This window comes from Enterobacter sp. ENT03 (genome assembly GCF_019218745.1).
Taxonomy (GTDB): Bacteria; Pseudomonadota; Gammaproteobacteria; order Enterobacterales; family Enterobacteriaceae; genus Enterobacter_D.
Genome location: NZ_JAHUXA010000004.1, coordinates 161,120 through 185,128 on the forward strand (window position 1 = coordinate 161,120; position 24,009 = coordinate 185,128).

Genomic DNA, 24,009 nt, shown 5'->3' on the forward strand with positions numbered 1-24,009 from the left:
ATGTATGCGGATTCATAATGCTCTTTTGATCGTTCTCGCTTGAATACTTTGCGCCTTTGTGGCCGCATTCCCAATAAGCTTTGCTTCAGATTGTAAAATTTCCCGCAAAGGTAACAAAAAATAGCCTTTTAAGAAACGATAAATATCACGATTTGTCAGTCCAATATCGAGAGAAGAAAAATATAAGCCGATAAGATCTTTATCACGCCATCTTACAGGTACTTTCTTGCGGATTTGGGCTCGATGTAAATCAATCACTGATATTTTCATATCTGTGAGCGCTGCTGGCATCGGAAGATGCAGTAAAAAATGGCAAATATAACAATCTCGGTGATTTACACCACCGCGATGCATTTTACCTACCATTTCCGCAACCCGTGAAATGATGGCGCGCTTGAGGTGCAGATCCGGGGGATTAATTTTCCAGTCCCTGCAATAGTCTTCGAGACTCACCGTTGGCGAGAGATCTTCTGTAATAATGAATGAGGTTCGAGCAAGTGGATTTATCCCCTTCTGCCCGAAAGCCTTACCTTCCATAGTGTCTACGCCGAGCATTTTTAATCGGTGGATGGCGTTCCATTCTCGATCGGCACCTAACACCGGCAGACGTAAGGAGACTAAATTTTTTATTACTTCTTTAAGGGTGGTGCCATGATGAAGTTTTAAAAAATACCCTGCGCCGTTAACTTCAAAGCGTAACGTTCTGCGCGTTTCGAGGGCGCGAAATACCTCACCATTAAGTGTTTCCACCTCTGCGAAGGGATCTTTATCAGCCCACAGAGTCGAAAAAGGTTCTTTTAATTCAATCATGTTGAGAGCCTAAAATGATGTCAGCCGTTTTATCTGCCAAACTATAGAGGTCTTCTGTATCAGCGTAACTTCTGGCCTTTTCCGCCCATGCCTGCCGTTTTTCGGCATCTGTTACTGCCTCAAAGAGGGCAAGGTTTAATGATTCCTGCGCGAAGGGCTCAGGGATAACCACACCGCAGCCTGCCGTTTTAATATGATGAGCGTAACCACAAACCTCACTCACTATCACGGGCAACCCTGCCACTACGCCTTCAAGGAGTACAATTCCCGCAGCTTCCTGATACGCAGGATGGAGCAGCAAATCTGCCGCAGACATCAGTTCAGCCACATCATCTCTGCCTGCAAAGAAGACCACCTGGTCAGCGATACCTAATTGCCTGGCTAAATTTTCATAACGTGCTGACTTATCTTGCCCGACGACGTAATAAAGACACTGGCTTCGCACATTTTCAGGTAAAGCAGCGATGGCACGAAGAGATCTTTCCACACCTTTACGTCTAAAATCCGAACCCACTTGCAGGAGCAGGATCTGTTGTTCGCCAATGCCATTTTTTTTGCGGAAAGCATCTCTGCTGCCGGCAGGCTGGTTACTGTATTTACGGTCTGGATAAATTCCAGGTGGCAGAATATGAAAGCGTGACTTTTCAGTATGATAGTGCTTTACAAAATCACTGATCTGCGTAGCCGTGAGCATTAAAAGTTGTGTCCTGGCACCCCTTTCAAAGGTTGCCCGCTCAAAGGAAGCATAATGTCGATAACGCGGGGTGAGCTTGTATAAGAAACCTTTTTCGCGCGCGACTTTTTCGGCATAACACACATCCGCTGCGTAGTAGAAATCAAGCCCAGGCATTTTGTTGAAACCAACGACGCAGTCAACTGCGTACTGCTTTAACCTGGCGGCGACCCAACGGTGATACTGCGCGTTTTTTCCGTGATTTGTCCTGGCGGTAACAGGCACGATGACAATCTCAAAGCCTTGCGGCCGCTCACCCTGCCACTGTTGGGTAAATATAATTACCTTATGACCACGTGACGCTACAGTCTGTGCAATACGCAAGAAATCACGCTGCAACCCGCCATAAGGAAAATATTTGTACAAGCAAAAAGCAATGATCATACCGTTACGCTCGCGCTGCCACATCGCACCAGATGAAATGAGTAGTCGTTATTGTACCATCTCTTAGCGCTTATTCCGAGCCGTATGGTTTTTACACAATAGCGAGAATTAACATTGAAAATCAGCTAATTATAAGAGCGAACAAGACACATGTGTTTTCCGGCTACATACCAAAAATGGCACAAAAATCGCTTTTTTCTTTGCCGTAAAATTTTTTGCTGCATTAATAATATGCTCATTGTACTCACGATCTTCAGCCAAGGCCTCAAAAGTAATGGTAATGCCACAGTGAAATACATAGAATCCTCAATACATTCATAAGCCAGTTATGTCCTATGCTCCAGTTGCTTTACACCACACTGTTCTACCTTATCCAGCCGCTCATTTGGGTGCGTCTGTGGATGCGTGGTGCTAAAGCTCCGGCCTACAGAAAACGGTGGGGCGAGCGCTACGGGTTTTACAGTAAGCCCCTTAACGCCGGCGGCATAATGCTGCACTCAGTTTCGGTGGGTGAAACGCTGGCAGCGATTCCCTTAGTGCGGGCGTTACGCCACCGCTACCCTGATTTACCGATCACCGTTACCACCATGACACCTACCGGCTCAGAACGTGTTATGTCGGCCTTCGGGGACGATGTTCAGCATGTATACTTACCTTATGACCTGCCCGGGTCTATCAACCGTTTTCTGGATAAAGTCGATCCTAAACTTGTGTTGATCATGGAAACTGAGCTGTGGCCGAATCTGATTGCCGCGCTGCATAACCGTCATATTCCCTTAGTCATTGCCAATGCTCGTCTGTCCGCGCGCTCCGCCAAAGGCTATGCGAAATTAGGTAAGTTTGTGCGCACCTTATTACAGCGTATTACGCTTATCGCCGCGCAAAATGATGAAGATGGCGAGCGTTTTATTGAGCTGGGTGCAAAACGCAGTCAACTCACGGTTACTGGCAGCCTCAAATTTGATATTTCAGTTACCCCCCAACTTGCTTCTCGTGCTGTAGCACTACGTCGCCAGTGGGCGCCACATCGCCCGGTGTGGATTGCGACCAGCACGCATGAAGGTGAAGAAACTATTGTTTTAGATGCGCATCAGGCGCTACTGGAACGGTTCCCCGATTTGCTTCTAATCCTGGTGCCACGCCATCCAGAGCGTTTCCCGGATGCTGTAAAGCTGGTTCGTGATCGTGGATTACGTTATACCACCCGTTCTTCAGGTGAAGTCCCGGCCGCCGCGACGCAAGTGGTCGTCGGTGATACCATGGGCGAGCTTATGCTGCTTTATGGTATTGCCGATGTTGCCTTTGTCGGGGGATCGCTGGTAGAGCGAGGCGGGCACAATCCTCTTGAAGCAGCGGCACATGCTATCCCGGTGCTGATGGGCCCACATATTTTCAATTTCAAAGATATATGTGCGCGCCTTTCACAAGCTGAAGGGTTGATTACCGTGACCGATGAAGCGTCACTGACAAATGAAATTACCTCTTTACTGACCGATGCGGATTACCGTAACTTCTATGGTCGACATGCCGTGGAAGTGCTCTATCAGAACCAGGGAGCGCTACAGCGCTTGTTGCAATTACTTGAACCCTATTTGCCACCTAAAGCTCATTAAGGTCGATTATGCAAAATCGGGCGATCTATCCCGGCACGTTCGATCCCGTCACTAACGGTCATATCGACATCATCACCCGTGCGGCCTGCATGTTTGATAAGGTCATCATGGCGATTGCCGCCAGTCCAGGAAAAAAACCGCTGTTCAGTCTTGATGAGCGCGTTGAAATGGCACGCCAGGCCACCGCGCATCTGGCTAACGTTGAAGTGGTGGGTTTTAGCGATCTGATGGCGAATTTTGCCCGCGATCAGCAGGCCAATATTCTTATTCGCGGCCTGCGTGCCGTCGCTGACTTCGAATACGAGATGCAGCTCGCCCACATGAACCGTCATCTGATGCCGGATCTGGAAAGCGTCTTCCTGATGCCATCCAAAGAGTGGTCGTTTATCTCGTCGTCGCTGGTCAAGGAAGTGGCCCGTCATCAGGGTGACGTCACCCACTTCCTGCCGGCACAGGTGCATCAGGCGCTACTTGAGAAGCTACAGGCGTAGCGCCTGCGCGCTTTACTTCTGGCAGTTACGGCAGTAAAAGGTTGAGCGCTGGGCATGCTTGCTGGCCACGATGGGCGCAGCGCAAATACGACACGGCTGGCCTTCCCGACCATACACCTGCAGTTCCTGCGCAAAGTAACCCGGTTTGCCATCACTTTGCAGGAAGTCTTTCAGCGTGGTACCGCCCTGCTCAATAGAGCGTAACAACACCGCCTTGATCACCCGCACCAGTAATTCACACTCGTCGACCGACAGCGACGACGCCAGACGATCAGGATGGATCCCGGCAGCAAACAGCGACTCGCTGGCATAAATATTACCGACGCCAACAACCAGCTTGTTATCCATCAGCCAGGGCTTGATGGCAATCTTCTTCTTCGCGCTTTTCTGACGCAAATACTCTGCATCAAAGGCGTCACTGAGCGGCTCAGGGCCTAAATGTGCCAGCACGTTATGGCCTTCAAGAGATCGCGTCCACAGCCAGGCACCAAATCGACGGGGATCGGTGTAACGCAGTACTTTGCCATTGCTCATCACCAGATCGACGTGGTCATGCTTTTCCGCAGGCATTTCATACGGCAGGATCCGCAGGCTCCCGGACATGCCGAGATGAATAATAATCCAGCCGTCGGGCAGCTCCAGCAACAGATATTTGGCGCGACGCTGCACGCTCAGCACCGGTTTGTCGCTCAGCGCATGGATTTCATCAGAAACTGGCCAGCGCAGGCGTCCGTTGCGCACGACAGCATGCAGAATAGTTTCGCCCACCAGGTGCGGCTCAATGCCACGGCGGCTGGTTTCCACTTCAGGTAATTCAGGCATGATTTCTCCGGAAGCTGAATGCAAAAAACCCCGCACAGGCGGGGTTCTTGTACATCAAAGCGAAAATTATTTAATTTTTGCTTCTTTGTAGAGCACGTGCTGACGGACAACTGGATCGAACTTTTTCAGTTCCAGTTTTTCCGGCTTAGTGCGCTTGTTCTTCGTGGTGGTATAGAAGTGACCAGTACCAGCAGAAGAAACCAGCTTGATTTTCTCACGAATACCTTTAGCCATGATTTATTTCCTCTAAGTACTTAGTACTTTTCGCCACGGGCACGCAGTTCGGACAGAACTGTATCAATGCCTTTTTTATCGATTACACGCATACCTTTAGCAGATACACGCAGTGTGACAAAACGCTTCTCGCTCTCAACCCAAAAACGGTGAGAGTGCAGGTTCGGCAGGAAACGGCGTTTGGTCGCGTTCAGTGCGTGGGAACGGTTATTACCGGTCACCGGACGCTTGCCAGTAACTTGGCAGACTCGGGACATGTCTATTCTCCAAAAATCAAATTAGCTCGAGCTTCGTATAGGGTTATGGCGCCTCGTCAGGCTGCAAACCTGGCCTCTGGCGGTTCAATGTGAACCCACAATGCCAGGCCCATAATGCCAAACCCGAGATTCTCAAAGGTGGCGTAGTATACGCTGTGTAATCGATGTGCTCAAGTCCCGAACAGACAAAGATCCCAATGGATCGCGTAAAGTGGTCTAAATCCAACCCCGTTCGGCAAATGAAACATACTCTCCACGGCCAATAACCAGATGGTCAACCACCCGAATGTCCATGAACTGGCAGCACTTTACCACATGATCGGTGATGATTTTATCGGATTTACTGGGTTCCGCGCTGCCTGACGGATGATTATGCGCAAGGATCACGCCGACGGCATTAATTTTGATGGCTTCACGGACAATTTCACGCGGATGCACCTCTACATTGGCGATAGTGCCGGTAAAAAGACGGCTATGCTTGAGGATCCGGTTCTGGTTATCAAGATAGATCACCATAAAGATCTCGCGTTCTTCCGCCGTTAACTGACTTTTCAAAAATGCTAACGCGACATCGGGAGACATAATGGCAGGCTCGACTGCCACTTTAACTTCATAAAAACGGCGCGCCAGTTCGGCAATTCCTTTCAGTTGCGCGTACTTCGCCAGACCAATGCCGCCCACCTCGCTGAACCTGTCAAATTCTGCGGTCAGCAGCCCATAAAGCGAGCCAAAATGACCCAGCAGATGGTGTGCCAGCGCCATCACATTTTTACCGGGCATTCCGGTACGTAAAAATAGCGCCAGTAATTCAACGTCACTGAGCGATTTAACGCCAAACTGCAGCGTTTTTTCACGCGGCAGCATAGATACCGTTTCTTCCATGGACCTTACCTCCCTGTTGAGTCGCTATCCTGGCACAGAACGGGTTGACGGCTTTGCGTAGCGCCTCGCAAAGTGAACAATGCGCAAAAGCACGACCGATTCAGGATTGTGATAAAATGCCCGCCTTCTGGTGAAATCCAACAGGAAAGAATCATGATGAGTCTGGCCGGTAAAAAAATCGTTCTTGGCGTCAGCGGCGGTATCGCGGCCTATAAAGCGCCGGAACTGGTGCGCCGCCTGCGCGATCGTGGCGCGGAGGTGCGTGTCGCCATGACCGAGGCCGCCAAAGCCTTTATTACGCCCATGAGTTTGCAGGCGGTGTCAGGCTTTCCGGTTTCCGACAGTCTGCTCGATCCGGCCGCCGAAGCGGCGATGGGTCATATCGAACTGGGTAAATGGGCCGATCTGGTGATTCTGGCCCCCGCCACCGCCGATTTAATCGCCCGCGTTGCTGCCGGGATGGCCAATGACCTGGTATCGACAATTTGTCTTGCCACGCCGTCTCCGGTCGCTGTCGTGCCCGCCATGAACCAGCAAATGTACCGGGCGGCCGCCACTCAGCATAATCTGGGTGTACTGGCCTCCCGCGGCTTGCTGCTCTGGGGGCCGGACAGCGGTAGCCAGGCCTGCGGCGATGTCGGCCCTGGACGGATGCTCGATCCGCTGGCAATAGTCGATCTGGCCGCGGCGCATTTTTCGCCAGTCAAAGACCTGCAACATCTTAATATCATGATTACCGCAGGCCCGACGCGGGAGCCGTTGGATCCGGTGCGCTACATCACCAATCACAGCTCCGGGAAAATGGGCTTCGCCATTGCCGCGGCAGCGGCACGACGTGGCGCGAACGTCACGCTGGTCAGCGGGCCGGTATCACTGGCAACGCCGCCGCAGGTTACGCGTATTGACGTCACCACGGCGCTCGAGATGGAAGCTGCCGTGCAGGCAAATGTGCAAACGCAGCAGATTTTTATTGGTTGCGCCGCTGTGGCAGACTACCGTGCCGCCGCCGTTGCCGACGAGAAGATCAAAAAGCAAGGTGATGAAATCACACTGAAAATGGTGAAAAACCCGGATATTGTGGCGGGTGTCGCCGCGCTACCCGCGCATCGCCCTTACGTCGTTGGGTTTGCTGCCGAAACAAATAATGTGGAAGAATACGCCCGACAAAAGCGTAGCCGTAAAAATCTTGATCTGATTTGTGCCAATGATGTTTCGGGCGCACAGCAGGGTTTTAATAGCGATAACAACGCACTGCACCTGTTCTGGCAGGATGGCGATAAAGTCTTACCGCTTGAAAGCAAGGCACTTCTGGGCCAACAACTACTGGACGAGATCGTTACCCGTTATGATGAAAAAAATCGACGTTAAGATTATGGACCCGCGTGTTGGTCAGGAATTTCCGCTGCCAACCTATGCCACCTCCGGCTCTGCCGGTCTTGACCTGCGCGCCTGTCTTGATGACGCCGTAGAACTGGCGCCAGGCGCCACCACTCTCATTCCGACCGGTCTGGCGATCCATATTGCTGACCCAACGTTGGCGGCGGTGATCCTGCCGCGCTCAGGGCTGGGGCATAAACATGGCGTGGTGCTGGGCAATCTGGTAGGCCTGATTGATTCCGATTACCAGGGGCAACTGATGGTGTCCGTCTGGAATCGTGGACAAAACAGCTTCATCATTGAACCTGGCGAGCGTATCGCCCAGATGGTTTTCGTGCCGATTGTTCAGGCAGAATTTAATCTGGTAGAAGATTTTGACGCCACTGAACGTGGTGAAGGTGGCTTCGGCCATTCAGGCCGTCAATAAGCGGCTTTTTAAACGCATTTCGCAGCGCCATAACGTCATAACATTACCGCAAACTTCGGTTTGTGGTCGCTGCGTGGATGTCCGCCTGACAAGTGCTTATTTTCAGGGGTATTTTGGAACATGGCAGAAAAACAAACTGCGAAAAGGAATCGTCGCGAAGAAATACTTCAATCTCTGGCATTAATGCTGGAATCCAGCGACGGCAGCCAGCGCATCACCACGGCAAAACTGGCGGCCTCCGTTGGCGTTTCAGAAGCGGCGCTTTATCGGCATTTCCCCAGCAAGACACGGATGTTCGATAGCCTGATTGAGTTTATCGAAGATAGCCTGACCACACGTATTAACCTGATCCTGAAAGATGAAAAAGACACGACCGCCCGTCTGCGTCTTATCGTGCTGCTGGTGGTGGGATTCGGTGAGCGTAATCCAGGTCTGACGCGCATTTTGACCGGTCATGCGCTGATGTTCGAACAGGATCGCCTGCAAAGCCGCATTAATCAGCTTTTTGATCGTATTGAATCGCAGCTGCGCCAGGTACTGCGCGAGCGAAAAATGCGAGAAGGCGAAGGTTACACCGTAGACGAAGCGCTGCTGGCAAGCCAGTTGCTGGCCTTCTGCGAAGGGATGCTGTCGCGCTTTGTGCGCAGCGAGTTCAAATATCGTCCGACGGAAGATTTTGACGCCCGCTGGCCATTGATGGCCGCGCAGTTGCAATAATGTTCAGGCCCGGTAACGCACCGGGCCTTTTTACTTACACGCCGTACGCTTCGCGGTACGCCCGTACCGACGCCAGATGGTCAGCCATTTCTGGCTTCTCTTCCAGATACGCAATCAGATCTTTCAGCGTGATAATTGAAATCACCTGGCAACCATAGTCGCGTTCGACTTCCTGGATCGCCGAGATTTCGCCGCGTCCGCGTTCCTGGCGGTCCAGAGAAATCAGTACGCCCGCCAGCGTCGCGCCGTGCGCCTGGATAATTTCCATCGACTCGCGGATCGCGGTACCGGCGGTGATCACATCATCCACCAGCATAATGCGGCCCTGTAACGCGCTGCCCACCAGGCTGCCACCTTCCCCGTGATCTTTGGCTTCTTTACGGTTAAAGCAGTACGGCACATCACGTTCATGATGCTCCGCGAGCGCAACGGCAGTAGTGGTGGCAATCGGAATGCCTTTATAAGCCGGACCAAACAGCAGGTCAAAATCAATACCGGAGTCCACCAGCGCTTCGGCATAAAAACGGCCTAACAACGCCAGATCGCGTCCGGTATTAAACAGCCCGGCATTGAAGAAGTAGGGACTTTTGCGCCCGGATTTCAGCGTAAATTCACCAAACTTCAGTACCTGCTTGTTGAGCGCAAATTCAATAAACTGGCGCTGATACGGTTTCATGGATTTGCTCCTTAAGCGTTTTTCAGACGTAAAAAAGGCGACTATAACGTCGCCTTAAAATCAATTTTCTAACGCCGCCTTCTGCATGGCGACAATGGATTCGATGCCTCCCCGGGCCAGCGCCAGCAACGAGAGCAGCTCTTCGTGAGTGAAGGGTTCGCCTTCGGCGGTGCCCTGCACTTCAATGATGCGGCCATCTTCCGTCATCACCACGTTCATGTCGGTTTCAGCGGCGGAGTCTTCAACGTACTCCAGATCGCACAGCGCTTCGCCCTTGACGATGCCCACGGACACCGCCGCCACCATACCCTTCAGCGGGTTGGTTTTGAGCTTGCCTGCCGCCACCAGCTTGTTAAGTGCATCGGCCAGCGCCACACAAGCACCGGTGATAGAAGCGGTACGGGTGCCGCCATCTGCCTGGATCACATCGCAGTCCAGCGTGATGGTGAACTCACCGAGCGCTTTTAAATCCACAGCAGCACGCAGTGAACGGGCAATCAGGCGCTGAATTTCCAGGGTACGGCCGCCCTGTTTACCTTTGGCAGCCTCACGCGCGTTACGGGTATGCGTCGCGCGGGGTAACATGCCGTATTCGGCGGTGATCCAGCCCTGTCCCTGACCTTTCAGGAAACGTGGCACACCTTCGTCAATGGACGCGGTGCACAGAACTTTGGTATCACCGAATTCGACGAGCACGGAACCTTCAGCGTGTTTTGTATAATTTCGGGTCAGGGTGACGGGACGCACCTGATTGGCACTACGGCCTGCTGGACGCATGATGATTTCTCCGGCTTCTACGAATGTGGCTGCGCATTATACGGATTAAAGTCGCTTATTCCTATCCTGCGTAAGCCCCGAAAGCTATAATCCCCCCATCTCTCCTTCAAAACAGGAACGTTTATGATCCGCAGTATGACAGCCTACGCCCGCCGTGAAATCAAGGGTGAATGGGGCAGCGCAGTCTGGGAACTGCGCTCGGTAAACCAGCGTTATCTGGAAACCTGGTTCCGCCTGCCGGAACAGTTTCGCAGCCTCGAACCCGTGGTGCGCGAGCGGATCCGCACGCGTCTGACGCGTGGCAAAATCGAATGTAACCTGCGTTTTGAACCCGACGCCAGCGCGCAGAGCGAACTGATCCTCAATGAAAAACTGGCCAAACAGCTGGTGACCGCCGCCAACTGGGTCAAAATGCAGAGTGACGAAGGTGAAATCAATCCGGTGGATATTCTCCGCTGGCCTGGCGTGATGGCCGCGCAGGAGCAAGATCTGGATGTGATTGCCGCAGAAATTCTCGCAGCACTGGACGGTGCGCTGGACGACTTTATCATCGCTCGTGAAACCGAAGGCCAGGCGCTGAAAATCCTTATTGAGCAGCGTCTTGAAGGGGTCAGCAAAGAAGTGGCGAATGTACGTGCGCAGATGCCGGAAGTGCTGAAATGGCAGCGCGAGCGTCTGGTCGCCAAACTGGAAGACGCCCAGGTACAGCTGGAAAATAATCGTCTTGAGCAAGAACTGGTGCTGATGGCGCAGCGCATTGATGTCGCTGAAGAACTCGATCGCCTCGAAGCCCACGTAAAAGAAACCTACAACATTCTGAAGAAAAAAGAAGCGGTTGGCCGTCGTCTGGACTTCATGATGCAGGAGTTTAATCGCGAGTCGAATACCCTGGCGTCCAAATCCATCAATGCCGACGTCACCAATTCTGCGATTGAACTGAAAGTGCTGATCGAGCAGATGCGTGAGCAGATCCAGAATATCGAATAACGTTTAACGTTTTTTTCAGCTCGTATCCCTTATAAAAAGGCCACCGTAGAAGGTGGCCTTTTTCTTTTGAATTTAAAAATGCTCGTCCAGTTTTCGGTTGTCCGGGGTTTGCTGAAAACGCCACACTCATCCGGCACCTCACTTACCGGAGAAAAACATGGACTTCAACACGCTTCACCATCAAACCCAACCGTTGCTTATCGGCAATGTCTGGGATGCCAGCAGCGCACAGGCGGCGCAGCAGGCCGGTTATCACGCTATCGGTACTTCAAGCGCCGCCATTACCTCGATGTTAGGCTATGACGATGGCGAAAGTATAAGCTTCGACGAACTCTTCTATGTCGTCACCCGCATTAAGGCGGTGACAGACCTGCCGCTAAGCGTGGATATAGAAGCCGGTTATGGCGACCAGGCAAGCGGCATTATTAGCAATATCCAGCGGTTGGCAGATCTCGGCGTAGCGGGGATAAATATTGAAGACAGCCGTGTAGTAGGGAACGTGCGTCGTCTCGAAGATGCGATCGCTTTTGCCGACAAACTTCAGGAATTAACCCAGGCCTGCCCCGACATGTTCTTTAACGTGCGCACTGATACATTCTTACTCAACACCGAAGATGCACTGGCAGAAGCGCTTTACCGGGGTAAGCTGTATGCGAGCCATGGCGCTAACGGTTTTTTTATTCCTTGTGTAACGCGCTCAGAGGATATTGCTGTTCTGGTTCGCCATATCGCCCTGCCACTGAACGTAATGTGTATGCCTGATCTGCCGGATTTCAGCACATTAGCTGCACTGGGTGTAAAACGAATTTCAATGGGTAATTTTATCCATGCAGCTTTACAGGCCCGGCTGCGGGATGTGTTAGAGAAGATCCAGTCACACCACTCTTTTTCGGACGTTTTTTGCCATGAAAATCACTGATATTTCCCGTTGCGACATGTGGTACCAGGCATTACTTGATCGCGCGGTAGAATTTACCGGCGTATTTTTCGTTGGCGTTAAAACAACTGGTGTGTTCTGTATTTCCGTATGCCGCGCACGAAAGCCTAAGCGAGAAAACGTCGAATTTTATAATGATTTTAAATCCGCACTGGCTGCTGGTTTCCGTCCCTGTAAAGTCTGTCGACCGACAGAAAATGCCTGTACTGCGCCTGAATTTATAGAACAGGCGTTGCAGTTGGTACGAGAAAACCCGAAAGCACGCGTCAGTGATAATGCACTGCGGCACCATCACATTAGTCCGGAACGGGTACGTCGCTGGTTTTTTGCAAAATCACGGTATGACTTTTCAGGCGTTTCAACGCATGCAACGCGTTAATGTGGCATTGCAGGAACTGAAAGCGGGCCGTTCTACAACCGATGTGGCATTCGACAATGGTTATGAGTCATTAAGTGGCTTCGGATATACCTGCAAAAAATTGACCGGGGCCGCGCCGAGCACGGGCAGACAGGTCATATTGATCTCCAGATTCACTACCCCCTTAGGCCCGATGTTTGTCTGTGCGACCGGGCAAGGCATTTGCCTGCTGGAATTTGTTGACCGACGCGCGCTTGAAACCGAATTCCGCGATCTGCAACACCTGTTCTCGGCAAATATCATCGCAGGAGAAAATCGACATACTCGTCAGGCAGAGAAAGAAATTGGCGAGTATTTTGCGGGTCAGCGGCAAACGTTTAGTCTGGCGCTGGATACGCCAGGCAGTGAATTCCAGCGTCTCGTCTGGAAGGGGTTACAACGTGTTCCCTATGGAGAAACAACGCACTACCAGTGGCTGGCAGCAGATATTGGCAAACCCGCGGCAACTCGCGCCGTAGCCTCAGCCAATGGTGCAAATCGGGTGGCGATTGTCATTCCTTGCCACCGTATTATCGGTAAAGATAACTCAATGACCGGCTACGGGGGCGGCATTGCTCGTAAGGCATGGTTAATAAACCATGAAGCTACGCTCAGAAAACGTAACGGCTGCTGATGTACCGGCGGGTATTCCGGTGGTGATCGTAAACCGCCTCGGACACTATGCCGAAAGCCACCTGGTGCATTTTGATGATAAAAACCTCGTCGGCATCCAGTATCTGCTCACCTATGCCGAGCCGATGATCTCGATGGTCTGTTCGCTGAATCAACATCATAAGGTTTACCTTGTTCGTCCTGTCCCTGAAATGGATGTCAATGTGTCGCGCCACCTTTCCCATGCCCTGATGATGGGTAAACAACCGCAGGACGTCTCCATCCCGGAGGCTGAATATCGTAAGAAAACAGAATTTATCTGGCAGGCGCAGGACAGAGCAGTCAATCAGTGTGGCGTTAAGGTTATCGATCCCTCCCGTTGGTTATGTACAGATGGCCGCCGTATGGGCAGTAAAAACCTGCAACCTCTCTATTTTGATGACAGTCATTTGAGCGAGACGGGTAACCGCGTCCTGATCCCAATGTTTAAAGCTCTTTTCCATTAAGTTCACAATGTGCCATACAATTTCTAATGCGTTTTTCATGACTACTCTGCTTACAAAGGTACTGTGACTCGCATAATGCATAAGTTAAAATAATCAATTAACCTGATCCTGAAAAAATCTCAATCGAGATCCCCGCTACGAATCGCTACCCTGCGCCTTCATTCACGGGGGCGCATATGCTGTTACACATTCTCTATATTATCGGGATCACTGCTGAAGCCATGACCGGTGCACTGGCGGCAGGGCGTCGCCGTATGGATACTTTTGGCGTCATTATTATCGCCACCGCGACCGCTCTTGGCGGCGGCTCCGTGCGTGATATTTTGCTGGGGCATTATCCGCTTGGCTGGGTGAAAAACCCGGAATATGTGATTATCGTTGCCACCGCGGCGGTGCTGACCACCATTGCCGCACCCGTGATGCCTCATCTTCGTCGCCTGTTTCTGGTGCTTGATGCGCTGGGCCTGGTTGTGTTTTCCATTATCGGAGCGCAGATTGCGCTCGACATGGGCGAAGGCCCGATCATCGCCACGATCGCTGCGGTCGTGACTGGTGTCTTCGGCGGTGTACTGCGGGATATGTTCTGCAAGCGTATTCCGCTGGTCTTTCAAAAAGAGCTGTACGCTGGCGTCGCCTTTGCCTCTGCGGTGCTCTATATCGCCCTGCAACATTATGTCTCCAGCCACGATGTGGTGGTCATCGCCACCCTGCTGTTTGGTTTTACCGCTCGCCTGCTGGCGCTGCGCCTGAAGCTGGGCTTACCCGTCTTTCATTACACGCATAACATGCATTAATACGTAGCGTTAAAAGCCGCTCACCCCCTGGGCGGCCAGCCATGCCGTAAGCGATTGCAGCACGTCATGGTGCGTAAAGTTGACCAATTGCGCGGCTTTTTCTCGTCCGATACCGGGTAACTGCTGCCATTGCTGTTCGTTTCGTACCAGCAGTTGTTGCCAGCGATGATCACCTGCCGCCTTCAGTGCCTCCTGCGACAGCGGCGTACCCAGCGCGGTGACCCAGCGCATAAATGGACGCTTTCGAGCCAGCGCAAACTGATGCCACAGCTTCTGTCCTCTGGCCGGCGAGATCCCCGGCGTGTGCTGCAACTGCTGAGGCGTTAACGTCAGCCAGGAGAAAATATGCTCAAACTGCCAGGCCTGGTGCAACGTGCGCCAGACCGCCTCTCCCAGTCCGGTTAAATCCAGCGCCTGCGGCGAGCTTAACCATACCAGCCGGGCAAGAAACTGCTCTTCACACTCCGGTGCGGCGTAAAAACAGGTCAGTGCGTTAAAACGGGAAGAGGGTGGCTCAGGCTTTTCCCGCACACCACTCCGCCAGGCCACCCCATCAATTCGTGGGATCCCCTGCCCGGCAAGGCTGATTTGCACCTGATCGCCGGGGGCGATGTCCAGTTCATGCCAGCGGCGGATCGAGCCGAGATTAACTCGCCTGACGCGTTTATCATCCAGCAGTACGGGGTCCAGCTCCGCCACCACCGCAATTTTCCCGCTGCGTCCGACGCTAAAACGGATGTTTTTTACTTCTGCCACCTGTACCGCTGGCGGGTATTTCCATGCCACCACCCAGTCGCCCTGCCCCGGCACCCATTGCTGACCTGCCGGTTCACGTGCCGTCCTGACGATTACGCCATCGGTCACAAAGGGTAGCGGTGCGGTAAACCAACGGGCGCGAAGGGTTTCAACGTCACCGGCGTTGTTAACCGGCTGGCTGTATTGCGAAATCCAGACAAATCCCGCCTTGTTAAGCTGCTGTAGACGTTGCGCCATATCCTGCGGACCATCGGGCCACGCCCAGATAAACAGTCCCAGTCCCTGTAGTGCAGATGAAGCTTCCTGCCGCATCAGTGTGCCTGCCACTTTTGCCCGTGCATTCATGCCGCCCATCTGCTGCTGGATGTGTTTATCGCGCAGCAAAAAAATCTCGCCCTGCAGGACGCTGTTAGCCAGCGGGCCGTTCACCTTTTTGGGCAGAGAGGGGATCTGCCGCACTTTATCCGTCCAGTCTTCTCCTTTCAGGCCATCGCCACGACTGATGGCCTGCGCCAGTTCCCCTTGACGATAAACCAGCGTAACGGCAACGCCATCCACTTTGGGCTGGATCCACAGGTCGCGCCTGGTTGCCATCCACTGCGTCAGGGCAGCTTTATCCGCCAGTTTGCGCACGCCTGTATGGGCGATCGGATGTGTGAGGGTACCCGTGTCCGGCGGTGCCGGTTCATCAAGCGAAACGGGCGGCGCAAAGCAGCGCTGCCAGTACGCCAGCCGTGCACTCAGCTGATCATAAACGTCATCGCTGACTTCGCTCTTGCCCTGGCGCCAGTAAGCGTCGTTCCACTGTATGATTTGTTGCTGCAGCCGCGCGATCTCCTGCTCTGCCCGTGCAGGCGGCCATACCGGGCAGGTCGCCAGGCTAACGCCGCTCCAGAACAAGAGGAAAACTATCCATCCCACACGCTTACCCATTTTTTGCCTCCCTTACTGTGTTCGCACCGGTATACCCCGATGTCTGATGCAAGACGAGCAGCAAAAAGCCGCCTTACGAGGCGGCTTCAGGGAATTGTGCATGCTTGCTGCAAACGACAGATAAATCAGGGAAACGCCTCGCAAAACGTAAGAATCTCGCGCAAAAGTGTGACAAAGGCTACGTCACGTTGCGGCGACGTGTATAATAGGCACGTATGTAGACATTCCCGTTCGTTCATCACATACAAAAGATACTCATGGCTCAAGGCACGCTCTATATTGTTTCCGCGCCCAGTGGTGCAGGTAAATCAAGCCTCATTCAGGCTTTGTTAAAGACCCAACCGTTGTACGACACCCAGGTTTCTGTTTCACACACCACGCGCGCGCCGCGCCCGGGTGAGGTGCACGGTGAACACTATTTCTTTGTGGATCATGATGAATTTAAAAGCATGATTGGCAAGGATGCGTTTCTTGAGCATGCAGAAGTGTTTGGTAATTATTACGGCACCTCGCGCGACGCCATTGAACAAGTTCTGGCGACGGGTGTGGACGTTTTCCTCGACATCGACTGGCAGGGCGCGCAGCAAATCCGCCAGAAAATGCCTCAGGCGCGCAGCATCTTTATTCTGCCGCCGTCGAAAGATGAGCTGGACCGTCGCTTGCGCGGTCGCGGCCAGGACAGCGAAGAGGTGATCGCCAAACGCATGGCGCAGGCGGTTGCAGAAATGAGCCACTATGCCGAATATGATTATCTGATTGTGAATGATGATTTTGATACCGCCATTAGCGATATGAAGACCATTATTCGTGCTGAACGTCTGCGTATGGGTCGCCAAAAACAGCGACATGACGCTTTAATCAGCAAACTATTGGCAGACTGAACGTACTTTCAGTATCATGCCCAGTCATTTCTTCACCTGTGGAGCACTTAAAGTATGGCACGCGTAACTGTTCAGGACGCTGTAGAGAAAATTGGTAACCGTTTTGACCTGGTACTGGTCGCCGCGCGTCGCGCTCGTCAGATGCAGGTTGGTGGTAAAGATCCGCTGGTTGCGGAAGAGAACGATAAAACTACCGTGATCGCGTTGCGCGAAATCGAAGAAGGTCTGATCAACAACCAGATCCTCGACGTACGTGAGCGCCAGGAGCAGCAAGAGCAGGAAGCCGCTGAAATTCAGGCCGTCACCGCGATTGCTGAAGGTCGTCGTTAATAATACTGCAGGTCACCCTTGTATCTGTTTGAAAGCCTGAATCAGCTGATTCAAACCTATCTGCCGGAAGAGCAGATAAAGCGTCTCCAGCAGGCGTATCTCGTTGCACGTGACGCTCACGAGGGCCAGACACGTTCAAGCGGTGAACCCTACATCACGCACCCGGTGGCGGTAGCCTGTATTCTGGCCGAGATGAAACTCGACTATGAAACACTGATGGCCGCGCTGCTGCATGATGTGATTGAAGATACCCCCGCCACCTACCAGGACATGGAACAGCTGTTTGGCAAAAGCGTTGCCGAGCTGGTGGAAGGGGTGTCCAAGCTTGATAAGCTTAAGTTCCGCGACAAGAAAGAGGCGCAAGCCGAAAACTTCCGCAAGATGATTATGGCGATGGTGCAGGACATTCGCGTCATCCTCATCAAACTGGCTGACCGCACCCACAATATGCGCACGCTGGGCTCACTTCGCCCGGACAAGCGTCGCCGCATCGCCCGTGAAACTCTCGAAATATACAGCCCGCTGGCACACCGTTTAGGTATCCATCACATCAAAACCGAGCTTGAAGAGCTGGGCTTTGAAGCGTTGCACCCAAACCGCTATCGGGTGATTAAAGAGGTAGTCAAATCCGCACGCGGTAACCGTAAAGAGATGATCCAGAAAATCCTCTCTGAAATCGAGGGCCGTTTGCAGGAAGCCGGTATTCCCTGTCGCGTAAGCGGACGCGAGAAGCATCTCTACTCCATTTACTGCAAAATGGTCATGAAAGAGCAGCGTTTCCACTCGATCATGGATATTTACGCCTTCCGCGTTATCGTTCACGATCTGGATACCTGCTACCGCGTGCTCGGTCAGATGCACAGCCTCTATAAGCCGCGCCCGGGGCGCATGAAAGACTATATCGCCATTCCCAAAGCGAACGGCTATCAGTCTTTGCACACCTCGATGATTGGCCCGCACGGTGTCCCGGTTGAGGTGCAGATCCGCACCGAAGACATGGACATGATGGCGGAAATGGGGGTTGCGGCGCACTGGGCTTATAAAGAGCACGGTGAAAGCAGCACCACGGCGCAAATCCGCGCGCAGCGCTGGATGCAGAGCCTGCTGGAATTACAGCAGAGCGCCGGCAGTTCGTTTGAATTTATCGAGAGCGTGAAATCTGATCTCTTCCCGGATGAGATTTATGTTTTCACACCGGAAGGGCGCATTGTTGAGCTGCCTGCCGGTGCTACCCCGGTCGATTTCGCCTATGCCGTGCATACGGACATCGGCCACGCCTGCGTGGGTGCGCGCGTGGACAGACAGCCCTATCCGCTGTCGCAGCCCCTCGCCAGCGGCCAGACGGTTGAGATCATCACCGCACCTGGCGCCCGCCCGAACGCCGCATGGCTCAACTTTGTCGTCAGCTCCAAAGCCCGCGCCAAAATTCGCCAGATGCTGAAAAACCTCAAGCGCGATGACTCCGTAAGCCTGGGTCGTCGTCTGCTTAACCATGCGCTTGGCGGCAGCCGTAAACTGGCGGAAATCCCGCCAGAAAACATCCAGCATGAGCTGGAGCGTATGAAGCTGGCGTCCCTTGACGACTTGCTGGCGGAAATCGGTCTTGGCAATGCCATGAGCGTCGTGGTCGCGAAAAACCTGCAACAAAGCGAAACAGCGGCACCGGTGCAGGCGGGTCAGGGTCATGGACATCTGCCGATCAAAGGCGCAGACGGGGTGCTTATCACCTTCGCGAAATGCTGCCGTCCTCTGCCTGGCGACCCGATTATCGCCCACGTCAGTCCTGGTAAAGGGCTGGTGATCCACCATGAATCCTGCCGTAACATCCGTGGTTATCAGAAAGAGCCAGAGAAATTTATGGCAGTGGAGTGGGATAAAGACACGGCGCAGGAATTCATCACCGAAATCAAGGTGGACATGTTTAACCACCAGGGCGCGCTCGCGAATCTGACGGCGGCAATCAACACGGCCTCTTCCAATATTCAAAGTCTGAATACCGAAGAAAAAGATGGTCGCGTGTACAGCGCGTTTATCCGCCTGACCGCGCAGGATCGTGTTCATCTGGCAAACATCATGCGTAAAATCCGCGTATTGCCGGACGTGATTAAAGTCACCCGTAACCGAAACTAGCTCTAGCCACAAAATCATTCGAATTGCATCAAGGCGGCAAGCGAATGAAGCCCCAGGAACGTACTGAAGTACATGACTGGGGGGAGTGAGTGCCGCCAACGCAGAGGCAATTTGAAGGATGAAGTGTTTATGAATGCACAGCGTTATGCGCGAATCTGTGAAATGCTCGCCAGGCGTCAGCCGGATCTGACGGTCTGCATGGAGCAGGTCCATAAGCCTCATAACGTCTCTGCTATTATCCGCACCGCAGACGCCGTTGGCGTGCATGAAGTGCACGCCGTCTGGCCGGGTAGCCGTATCCGCACCATGGCCTCTTCTGCGGCGGGTAGCAACAGCTGGGTGCAGGTTAAAACCCATAGCACCATCAGCGACGCCGTTTCCCATCTTAAAGGCCAGGGCATGCAGGTTCTGGCGGCACATCTGTCTGATAAAGCCGTCGATTTTCGCGAGATCGATTACACCCGCCCGACCTGTATTATGATGGGTCAGGAGAAAACCGGCATCACGCAGGAAGCGCTGGATCTGGCGGATCAGGACATCATCATCCCCATGATCGGCATGGTGCAGTCGCTTAACGTCTCCGTCGCCTCTGCCCTCATTCTGTATGAAGCCCAGCGTCAGCGGCAGAACGCCGGTCTGTATGCGCGGCACAACAGCATGCTGCCGGAAGATGATCAACAGCGTTTGCTGTTTGAAGGCGGCTATCCGGTGCTGGCTCGCGTGGCAAAACGCAAAGGTCTGCCGTATCCCCACGTCAACACGCAGGGCGAAATCGAAGCCGATGACGCGTGGTGGGCCACTATGCAGTCAGCGAAATAATCATGAAAGGCCGCCTGCTTGACGCCATTCCGCTAAGCTCGCTGACCGGCGTGGGCGCAGCGCAGAGCAGCAAGCTCGCCAAAATCGGCCTCGTCAACGTGCAGGATCTGCTCCTGCATCTGCCTTTACGCTACGAAGATCGTACCCAGCTTTATACCATCGCCGATCTGCTGCCGGGCATTTATGCCACGGTGGAAGGCGAAGTGCTGAACTGTAACGTCACCTTTGGCGGGCGTCGTATGATGACCTGTCAGATCAGCGACGGCAGCGGCATTCTCACCCTGCGCTTCTTTAACTTCAGCGCGGCGATGAAAAACAGTCTGGCGACGGGAAAACGCGTGCTGGCTTACGGTGAAGCGAAGCGCGGTAAATATGGCGCGGAGATGATCCACCCGGAATACCGTGTGCAGGGCGACCTCAGTAGCCCGGCGCTGGCAGACACCCTGACCCCCGTTTATCCAACAACCGAAGGCATTAAACAGGCGACGCTGCGCAAGCTGACAGATCAGGCGCTTGAGTTGCTGGATACCTGCGCCATCACAGAACTGCTGCCCGCTGAATTAGCCCAGGGCATGATGAGCCTGCCGGAAGCGCTGCGCACACTGCATCGCCCGCCGCCGACCTTACAGCTTGCCGATCTGGAAAGCGGTCAGCATCCCGCCCAGCGCCGTCTGATCCTCGAAGAGCTGCTGGCACATAATCTCAGTATGCTGGCCTTACGCGCAGGCGCGCAGCGTTTCCACGCCCAGCAGCTTGCCGCGCAGGATCAGCTGAAAAATCAACTTCTCGCGGCGCTGCCGTTTAAGCCGACCGGCGCGCAGGCGCGGGTGGTGGCCGAAATCGAACATGACATGGCGCTCGACATCCCGATGATGCGTCTGGTGCAGGGCGACGTTGGCTCCGGTAAAACACTGGTGGCGGCCCTTGCCGCACTGCGTGCCATCGCCAATGGTAAACAGGTGGCGATGATGGCCCCCACCGAACTGCTCGCTGAACAGCACGCCAGTAACTTCCGCGCCTGGTTTGAACCGCTGGGTATTGAAGTCGGCTGGCTGGCGGGTAAGCAGAAAGGCAAAGCGCGCGTGGCGCAACAGGATGCCATTGCCAGCGGTCAGGTACAGATGATTGTCGGCACCCACGCCATTTTCCAGGAGCAGGTGCAGTTTAATGGCCTGGCGCTGGTGATCATCGACGAACAGCATCGCTTTGGCGTTCATCAGAGGCTGGCGCTGTGGGAAAAAGGCCAGCAACAGGGCTTTCATCCCCATCAGTTGATCATGACCGCAACCCCTATCCCGCGTACGCTGGCGATGACGGCGTATGCCGATCTCGATACCTCTGTGATCGATGAAATGCCGCCGGGCCGTACGCCAGTTACTACAGTCGCCATTCCCGACACGCGCCGCAGCGATATTATCGATCGCGTGCGCCAGGCGTGCATCAGCGAAGGCCGCCAGGCTTACTGGGTCTGTACGCTGATCGAAGAATCCGATTTGCTGGAAGCCCAGGCGGCGGAAGCCACCTGGGAAGAGCTCAAGCTGGCGCTGCCGGAACTCAACGTCGGTCTGGTGCATGGCCGCATGAAGCCCGCCGAGAAACAGGCGGTGATGCAGGCGTTTAAGCTGGGCGAGCTGCATCTGCTGATCGCCACCACCGTCATCGAGGTCGGCGTAGACGTGCCGAATGCCAGCCTGATGATCATCGAAAACCCGGAACGTTTAGGCCTTGCGCAACTCCACCAGCTGCGGGGCCGCGTCGGTCGTGGCGCTGTGGCATCCCACTGCGTGCTGCTGTACAAATCTCCGCTGTCGAAAACCGCTCAGAAACGCTTGCAGGTGCTGCGCGACAGCAACGACGGCTTTGTGATTGCGCAAAAAGATCTCGAAATTCGCGGCCCTGGCGAACTGCTTGGCACCCGTCAGACCGGTAACGCCGAATTTAAAGTCGCCGATCTGCTGCGCGACCAGGCGATGATCCCCGATGTGCAGCGTCTCGCCCGGCACATTCATGAACGTTACCCGGAGCAGGCGCTGGCGCTGATCGAACGCTGGATGCCGGAAACCGAACGCTATTCCAACGCCTGACGCAAATTTTTAGTCATTCCCGCTGACCTGCGCATATCGCTATATCCCGCCCGCTTTTTATCCCTTTTAATTATGAGTTTTTTTGTTGGCAAACGTTTGCTTTTACCAGGCAGTCCGATAAAATCCCCGCTTTTCCATCATGGGATCGCCAGAGATGTCCGTTAACACCGTCGAGTCTGAAAATGCGCAACCGGTTGCGCCAATGCACAATAGTGAGCTGATCTACCGTCTGGAAGATCGCCCGCCGCTGGCACAAACGCTTTTTGCCGCCTGTCAGCATCTGCTGGCGATGTTCGTTGCGGTCATCACGCCGGCGATGCTGATTTGTCAGGCGCTCGGCTTACCGGCGCAGGACACGCAGCACATCATCAGCATGTCGCTGTTCGCCTCCGGTGTGGCGTCTATTATTCAGATCAAAGCGTGGGGGCCGGTTGGCTCCGGGCTGTTATCCATTCAGGGCACCAGCTTTAACTTTGTGGCACCGCTGATCATGGGCGGCACGGCGCTGAAAACCGGCGGCGCAGATGTGCCGACCATGATGGCGGCGCTGTTTGGCACCCTGATGCTGGCGAGCTGTACCGAGATGGTCCTTTCCCGCGTGCTGCACCTGGCGCGGCGCATTATTACGCCGCTGGTATCTGGCGTAGTAGTGATGATTATCGGTCTGTCGCTGATCCAGGTCGGTCTGACCTCTATCGGCGGTGGCTACAGTGCCATGGCCGATCACACCTTCGGCGCCCCGAAAAACCTGTTGCTGGCGGGCGCGGTGCTGGCAGTGATCATTCTGCTTAACCGTCAGCGCAACCCGTACCTGCGCGTGGCTTCGCTGGTGATCGCCATGGCAGTGGGTTACATCCTCGCCTGGGCGCTGGGTATGCTGCCGGAAAACACGGCACCGACCAGCAGTGACCTGATCATGATCCCCACCCCGCTCTATTACGGATTAGGCATCGACTGGAGTCTGCTGCTGCCGCTGATGCTGGTCTTTATGATCACTTCGCTGGAAACCATCGGCGATATTACCGCCACCTCTGACGTCTCTGAACAGCCAGTATCCGGGCCGTTGTACATGAAGCGCCTGAAAGGCGGCGTGCTGGCGAACGGCCTCAATTCGTTTGTGTCGGCGGTGTTCAACACCTTCCCGAACTCCTGTTTTGGTCAGAACAACGGCGTGATCCAGCTGACCGGCGTAGCCAGCCGTTATGTCGGTTTTGTGGTGGCGCTGATGCTGATCGTGCTCGGCCTGTTCCCGGCGGTGAGTGGCTTCGTGCAGCACATCCCTGAACCGGTGCTGGGCGGCGCGACGCTGGTGATGTTTGGTACCATAGCCGCATCCGGGGTGCGTATCGTGTCCCGCGAGCCGCTGAACCGCCGCGCGATCATGATTATCGCGCTGTCGCTGGCGGTCGGCCTGGGCGTCTCCCAGCAGCCGCTGATCCTGCAATTTGCGCCGGACTGGCTGAAGAACCTGCTTTCTTCCGGGATCGCTGCGGGCGGCATCACCGCTATCGTGCTGAACCTGGTTTTCCCGCCGGAAAAAAACTGATTTTTACGGCAACAGCGGGCCTCGCCTGCTGTTGCCGTAACACGCTTTCACCATTCCCTCCTTGAGCATTGCGCATAAATCGTGCATAAATTCCCTG

The 24,009-nt window shown here is 54.0% G+C and carries 24 protein-coding genes and 1 pseudogene; 16 read left to right on the forward strand and 9 right to left on the reverse strand.

Annotated elements, in window-relative coordinates; all coding sequences use genetic code 11:
• Window positions 1-12 precede the first annotated feature (12 nt).
• Together rfaP and KW828_RS08875 are read right to left on the reverse strand one after the other, a co-directional pair.
• Window positions 13-810, reverse strand: coding sequence for a lipopolysaccharide core heptose(I) kinase RfaP (gene rfaP, locus KW828_RS08870; RefSeq protein WP_218336039.1), 798 nt, complete (start codon window positions 808-810; stop codon window positions 13-15).
• Window positions 803-1,927: a glycosyltransferase family 4 protein gene (locus KW828_RS08875; RefSeq protein WP_218336040.1), complete on the reverse strand. Its 1,125-nt coding sequence runs from the start codon at window positions 1,925-1,927 to the stop codon at window positions 803-805. The genes rfaP and KW828_RS08875 overlap by 8 nt, the downstream gene beginning before the upstream one ends.
• Before the next feature lie 335 nt (window positions 1,928-2,262).
• On the opposite strand from KW828_RS08875, the gene waaA reads away from it, so the two are divergent.
• A complete protein-coding gene (gene waaA / locus KW828_RS08880; RefSeq protein WP_218336041.1) occupies window positions 2,263-3,540 on the forward strand; it encodes a lipid IV(A) 3-deoxy-D-manno-octulosonic acid transferase in 1,278 nt (425 codons plus the stop codon).
• A gap of 8 nt (window positions 3,541-3,548) precedes the next feature.
• Window positions 3,549-4,031 carry a pantetheine-phosphate adenylyltransferase gene (coaD, locus tag KW828_RS08885; RefSeq protein WP_218336042.1) on the forward strand — a complete coding sequence of 161 codons (483 nt, stop codon included), beginning with the start codon at window positions 3,549-3,551 and terminating at the stop codon, window positions 4,029-4,031.
• Between the two features lie 12 nt (window positions 4,032-4,043).
• On the opposite strand, the gene mutM is transcribed toward coaD, so the two are convergent.
• From mutM to radC, 4 genes are all read right to left on the reverse strand, one after another.
• A complete protein-coding gene (gene mutM, locus KW828_RS08890) occupies window positions 4,044-4,853 on the reverse strand; it encodes a bifunctional DNA-formamidopyrimidine glycosylase/DNA-(apurinic or apyrimidinic site) lyase (RefSeq protein ID WP_218336043.1) in 810 nt (269 codons plus the stop codon).
• A 66-nt stretch (window positions 4,854-4,919) separates the two neighbouring features.
• Complete coding sequence (gene rpmG / locus KW828_RS08895) at window positions 4,920-5,087, reverse strand: 50S ribosomal protein L33 (protein WP_003024094.1); 168 nt, start codon at window positions 5,085-5,087, stop codon at window positions 4,920-4,922.
• Between the two features lie 20 nt (window positions 5,088-5,107).
• On the reverse strand, window positions 5,108-5,344 hold the full coding sequence (gene rpmB, locus KW828_RS08900; RefSeq protein ID WP_002436699.1) for a 50S ribosomal protein L28: 237 nt from the start codon (window positions 5,342-5,344) through the stop codon (window positions 5,108-5,110).
• A gap of 216 nt (window positions 5,345-5,560) precedes the next feature.
• Entirely contained in the window at window positions 5,561-6,226 is a 666-nt protein-coding gene (gene radC / locus KW828_RS08905; protein ID WP_218336044.1) for a DNA repair protein RadC, read from the reverse strand.
• Window positions 6,227-6,382: 156 nt separating this feature from the next.
• Between radC and coaBC the strand changes: the two genes are divergently transcribed.
• The 3 genes from coaBC (at window position 6,383) to slmA (ending at window position 8,747) form a co-directional block, all read left to right on the forward strand.
• The gene (gene coaBC / locus KW828_RS08910) at window positions 6,383-7,594 is read left to right on the forward strand and encodes a bifunctional phosphopantothenoylcysteine decarboxylase/phosphopantothenate--cysteine ligase CoaBC (protein WP_218336094.1); all 1,212 of its coding nucleotides are present in this window, start codon (window positions 6,383-6,385) and stop codon (window positions 7,592-7,594) included.
• A complete protein-coding gene (gene dut, locus KW828_RS08915) occupies window positions 7,572-8,030 on the forward strand; it encodes a dUTP diphosphatase (RefSeq protein WP_218336045.1) in 459 nt (152 codons plus the stop codon). The genes coaBC and dut overlap by 23 nt, the downstream gene beginning before the upstream one ends.
• 120 nt (window positions 8,031-8,150) lie before the next feature.
• Window positions 8,151-8,747: a nucleoid occlusion factor SlmA gene (gene slmA / locus KW828_RS08920; RefSeq protein WP_088221192.1), complete on the forward strand. Its 597-nt coding sequence runs from the start codon at window positions 8,151-8,153 to the stop codon at window positions 8,745-8,747.
• Between the two features lie 34 nt (window positions 8,748-8,781).
• On the opposite strand, the gene pyrE is transcribed toward slmA, so the two are convergent.
• Both pyrE and rph read right to left on the reverse strand, forming a co-directional pair.
• Entirely contained in the window at window positions 8,782-9,423 is a 642-nt protein-coding gene (gene pyrE / locus KW828_RS08925) for an orotate phosphoribosyltransferase (protein WP_218336046.1), read from the reverse strand.
• 60 nt (window positions 9,424-9,483) lie between these two features.
• On the reverse strand, window positions 9,484-10,200 hold the full coding sequence (rph, locus tag KW828_RS08930; RefSeq protein WP_218336047.1) for a ribonuclease PH: 717 nt from the start codon (window positions 10,198-10,200) through the stop codon (window positions 9,484-9,486).
• Between the two features lie 123 nt (window positions 10,201-10,323).
• On the opposite strand from rph, the gene KW828_RS08935 reads away from it, so the two are divergent.
• From KW828_RS08935 to KW828_RS08955, 5 genes and pseudogenes are all read left to right on the forward strand, one after another.
• Window positions 10,324-11,187 (forward strand): YicC/YloC family endoribonuclease, encoded by an 864-nt coding sequence (locus tag KW828_RS08935; RefSeq protein WP_218336048.1) that lies wholly within the window; start codon window positions 10,324-10,326, stop codon window positions 11,185-11,187.
• A 157-nt stretch (window positions 11,188-11,344) separates the two neighbouring features.
• Window positions 11,345-12,106: an isocitrate lyase/phosphoenolpyruvate mutase family protein gene (locus tag KW828_RS08940; RefSeq protein ID WP_218336049.1), complete on the forward strand. Its 762-nt coding sequence runs from the start codon at window positions 11,345-11,347 to the stop codon at window positions 12,104-12,106.
• Window positions 12,093-13,155: pseudogene (locus KW828_RS08945) on the forward strand (bifunctional transcriptional activator/DNA repair enzyme AdaA). The gene KW828_RS08940 and the pseudogene KW828_RS08945 overlap by 14 nt, the downstream one beginning before the upstream one ends.
• Window positions 13,121-13,639 (forward strand): SGNH hydrolase domain-containing protein, encoded by a 519-nt coding sequence (locus tag KW828_RS08950; RefSeq protein ID WP_218336050.1) that lies wholly within the window; start codon window positions 13,121-13,123, stop codon window positions 13,637-13,639. The pseudogene KW828_RS08945 and the gene KW828_RS08950 overlap by 35 nt, the downstream one beginning before the upstream one ends.
• A gap of 176 nt (window positions 13,640-13,815) precedes the next feature.
• Window positions 13,816-14,433, forward strand: a complete 618-nt coding sequence (locus KW828_RS08955; RefSeq protein WP_218336051.1) for a trimeric intracellular cation channel family protein — start codon at window positions 13,816-13,818, stop codon at window positions 14,431-14,433.
• 9 nt (window positions 14,434-14,442) lie between these two features.
• On the opposite strand, the gene ligB is transcribed toward KW828_RS08955, so the two are convergent.
• Window positions 14,443-16,122, reverse strand: coding sequence for an NAD-dependent DNA ligase LigB (gene ligB / locus KW828_RS08960; RefSeq protein ID WP_218336052.1), 1,680 nt, complete (start codon window positions 16,120-16,122; stop codon window positions 14,443-14,445).
• Between the two features lie 257 nt (window positions 16,123-16,379).
• Between ligB and gmk the strand changes: the two genes are divergently transcribed.
• The 6 genes from gmk (at window position 16,380) to KW828_RS08990 (ending at window position 23,912) form a co-directional block, all read left to right on the forward strand.
• Window positions 16,380-17,003 (forward strand): guanylate kinase, encoded by a 624-nt coding sequence (gene gmk / locus KW828_RS08965; RefSeq protein ID WP_218336053.1) that lies wholly within the window; start codon window positions 16,380-16,382, stop codon window positions 17,001-17,003.
• Window positions 17,004-17,057: 54 nt separating this feature from the next.
• Window positions 17,058-17,333 (forward strand): DNA-directed RNA polymerase subunit omega, encoded by a 276-nt coding sequence (gene rpoZ / locus KW828_RS08970; protein ID WP_088221200.1) that lies wholly within the window; start codon window positions 17,058-17,060, stop codon window positions 17,331-17,333.
• Window positions 17,334-17,351: 18 nt separating this feature from the next.
• Window positions 17,352-19,463: a bifunctional GTP diphosphokinase/guanosine-3',5'-bis pyrophosphate 3'-pyrophosphohydrolase gene (spoT, locus tag KW828_RS08975; RefSeq protein WP_218336054.1), complete on the forward strand. Its 2,112-nt coding sequence runs from the start codon at window positions 17,352-17,354 to the stop codon at window positions 19,461-19,463.
• 129 nt (window positions 19,464-19,592) lie between these two features.
• Window positions 19,593-20,282, forward strand: coding sequence for a tRNA (guanosine(18)-2'-O)-methyltransferase TrmH (trmH, locus tag KW828_RS08980; RefSeq protein WP_218336055.1), 690 nt, complete (start codon window positions 19,593-19,595; stop codon window positions 20,280-20,282).
• A gap of 2 nt (window positions 20,283-20,284) precedes the next feature.
• On the forward strand, window positions 20,285-22,366 hold the full coding sequence (gene recG, locus KW828_RS08985) for an ATP-dependent DNA helicase RecG (RefSeq protein ID WP_218336056.1): 2,082 nt from the start codon (window positions 20,285-20,287) through the stop codon (window positions 22,364-22,366).
• A 154-nt stretch (window positions 22,367-22,520) separates the two neighbouring features.
• Entirely contained in the window at window positions 22,521-23,912 is a 1,392-nt protein-coding gene (locus tag KW828_RS08990; RefSeq protein ID WP_218336057.1) for an NCS2 family protein, read from the forward strand.
• The last annotated feature ends 97 nt before the right edge of the window (window positions 23,913-24,009 follow it).

Bases quoted from the DNA above. Each gene is read 5' to 3' on its own strand.
- rfaP (WP_218336039.1), bottom strand. From the start codon at position 810: ATGATTGAATTAAAAGAACCTTTTTCGACTCTGTGGGCTGATAAAGAT.
- KW828_RS08875 (WP_218336040.1), bottom strand. From the start codon at position 1,927: ATGATCATTGCTTTTTGCTTGTACAAATATTTTCCTTATGGCGGGTTG.
- waaA (WP_218336041.1), top strand. From the start codon at position 2,263: ATGCTCCAGTTGCTTTACACCACACTGTTCTACCTTATCCAGCCGCTC.
- coaD (WP_218336042.1), top strand. From the start codon at position 3,549: ATGCAAAATCGGGCGATCTATCCCGGCACGTTCGATCCCGTCACTAAC.
- mutM (WP_218336043.1), bottom strand. From the start codon at position 4,853: ATGCCTGAATTACCTGAAGTGGAAACCAGCCGCCGTGGCATTGAGCCG.
- rpmG (WP_003024094.1), bottom strand. From the start codon at position 5,087: ATGGCTAAAGGTATTCGTGAGAAAATCAAGCTGGTTTCTTCTGCTGGT.
- rpmB (WP_002436699.1), bottom strand. From the start codon at position 5,344: ATGTCCCGAGTCTGCCAAGTTACTGGCAAGCGTCCGGTGACCGGTAAT.
- radC (WP_218336044.1), bottom strand. From the start codon at position 6,226: ATGGAAGAAACGGTATCTATGCTGCCGCGTGAAAAAACGCTGCAGTTT.
- coaBC (WP_218336094.1), top strand. From the start codon at position 6,383: ATGAGTCTGGCCGGTAAAAAAATCGTTCTTGGCGTCAGCGGCGGTATC.
- dut (WP_218336045.1), top strand. From the start codon at position 7,572: ATGATGAAAAAAATCGACGTTAAGATTATGGACCCGCGTGTTGGTCAG.
- slmA (WP_088221192.1), top strand. From the start codon at position 8,151: ATGGCAGAAAAACAAACTGCGAAAAGGAATCGTCGCGAAGAAATACTT.
- pyrE (WP_218336046.1), bottom strand. From the start codon at position 9,423: ATGAAACCGTATCAGCGCCAGTTTATTGAATTTGCGCTCAACAAGCAG.
- rph (WP_218336047.1), bottom strand. From the start codon at position 10,200: ATGCGTCCAGCAGGCCGTAGTGCCAATCAGGTGCGTCCCGTCACCCTG.
- KW828_RS08935 (WP_218336048.1), top strand. From the start codon at position 10,324: ATGATCCGCAGTATGACAGCCTACGCCCGCCGTGAAATCAAGGGTGAA.
- KW828_RS08940 (WP_218336049.1), top strand. From the start codon at position 11,345: ATGGACTTCAACACGCTTCACCATCAAACCCAACCGTTGCTTATCGGC.
- KW828_RS08950 (WP_218336050.1), top strand. From the start codon at position 13,121: ATGAAGCTACGCTCAGAAAACGTAACGGCTGCTGATGTACCGGCGGGT.
- KW828_RS08955 (WP_218336051.1), top strand. From the start codon at position 13,816: ATGCTGTTACACATTCTCTATATTATCGGGATCACTGCTGAAGCCATG.
- ligB (WP_218336052.1), bottom strand. From the start codon at position 16,122: ATGGGTAAGCGTGTGGGATGGATAGTTTTCCTCTTGTTCTGGAGCGGC.
- gmk (WP_218336053.1), top strand. From the start codon at position 16,380: ATGGCTCAAGGCACGCTCTATATTGTTTCCGCGCCCAGTGGTGCAGGT.
- rpoZ (WP_088221200.1), top strand. From the start codon at position 17,058: ATGGCACGCGTAACTGTTCAGGACGCTGTAGAGAAAATTGGTAACCGT.
- trmH (WP_218336055.1), top strand. From the start codon at position 19,593: ATGAATGCACAGCGTTATGCGCGAATCTGTGAAATGCTCGCCAGGCGT.
- recG (WP_218336056.1), top strand. From the start codon at position 20,285: ATGAAAGGCCGCCTGCTTGACGCCATTCCGCTAAGCTCGCTGACCGGC.
- KW828_RS08990 (WP_218336057.1), top strand. From the start codon at position 22,521: ATGTCCGTTAACACCGTCGAGTCTGAAAATGCGCAACCGGTTGCGCCA.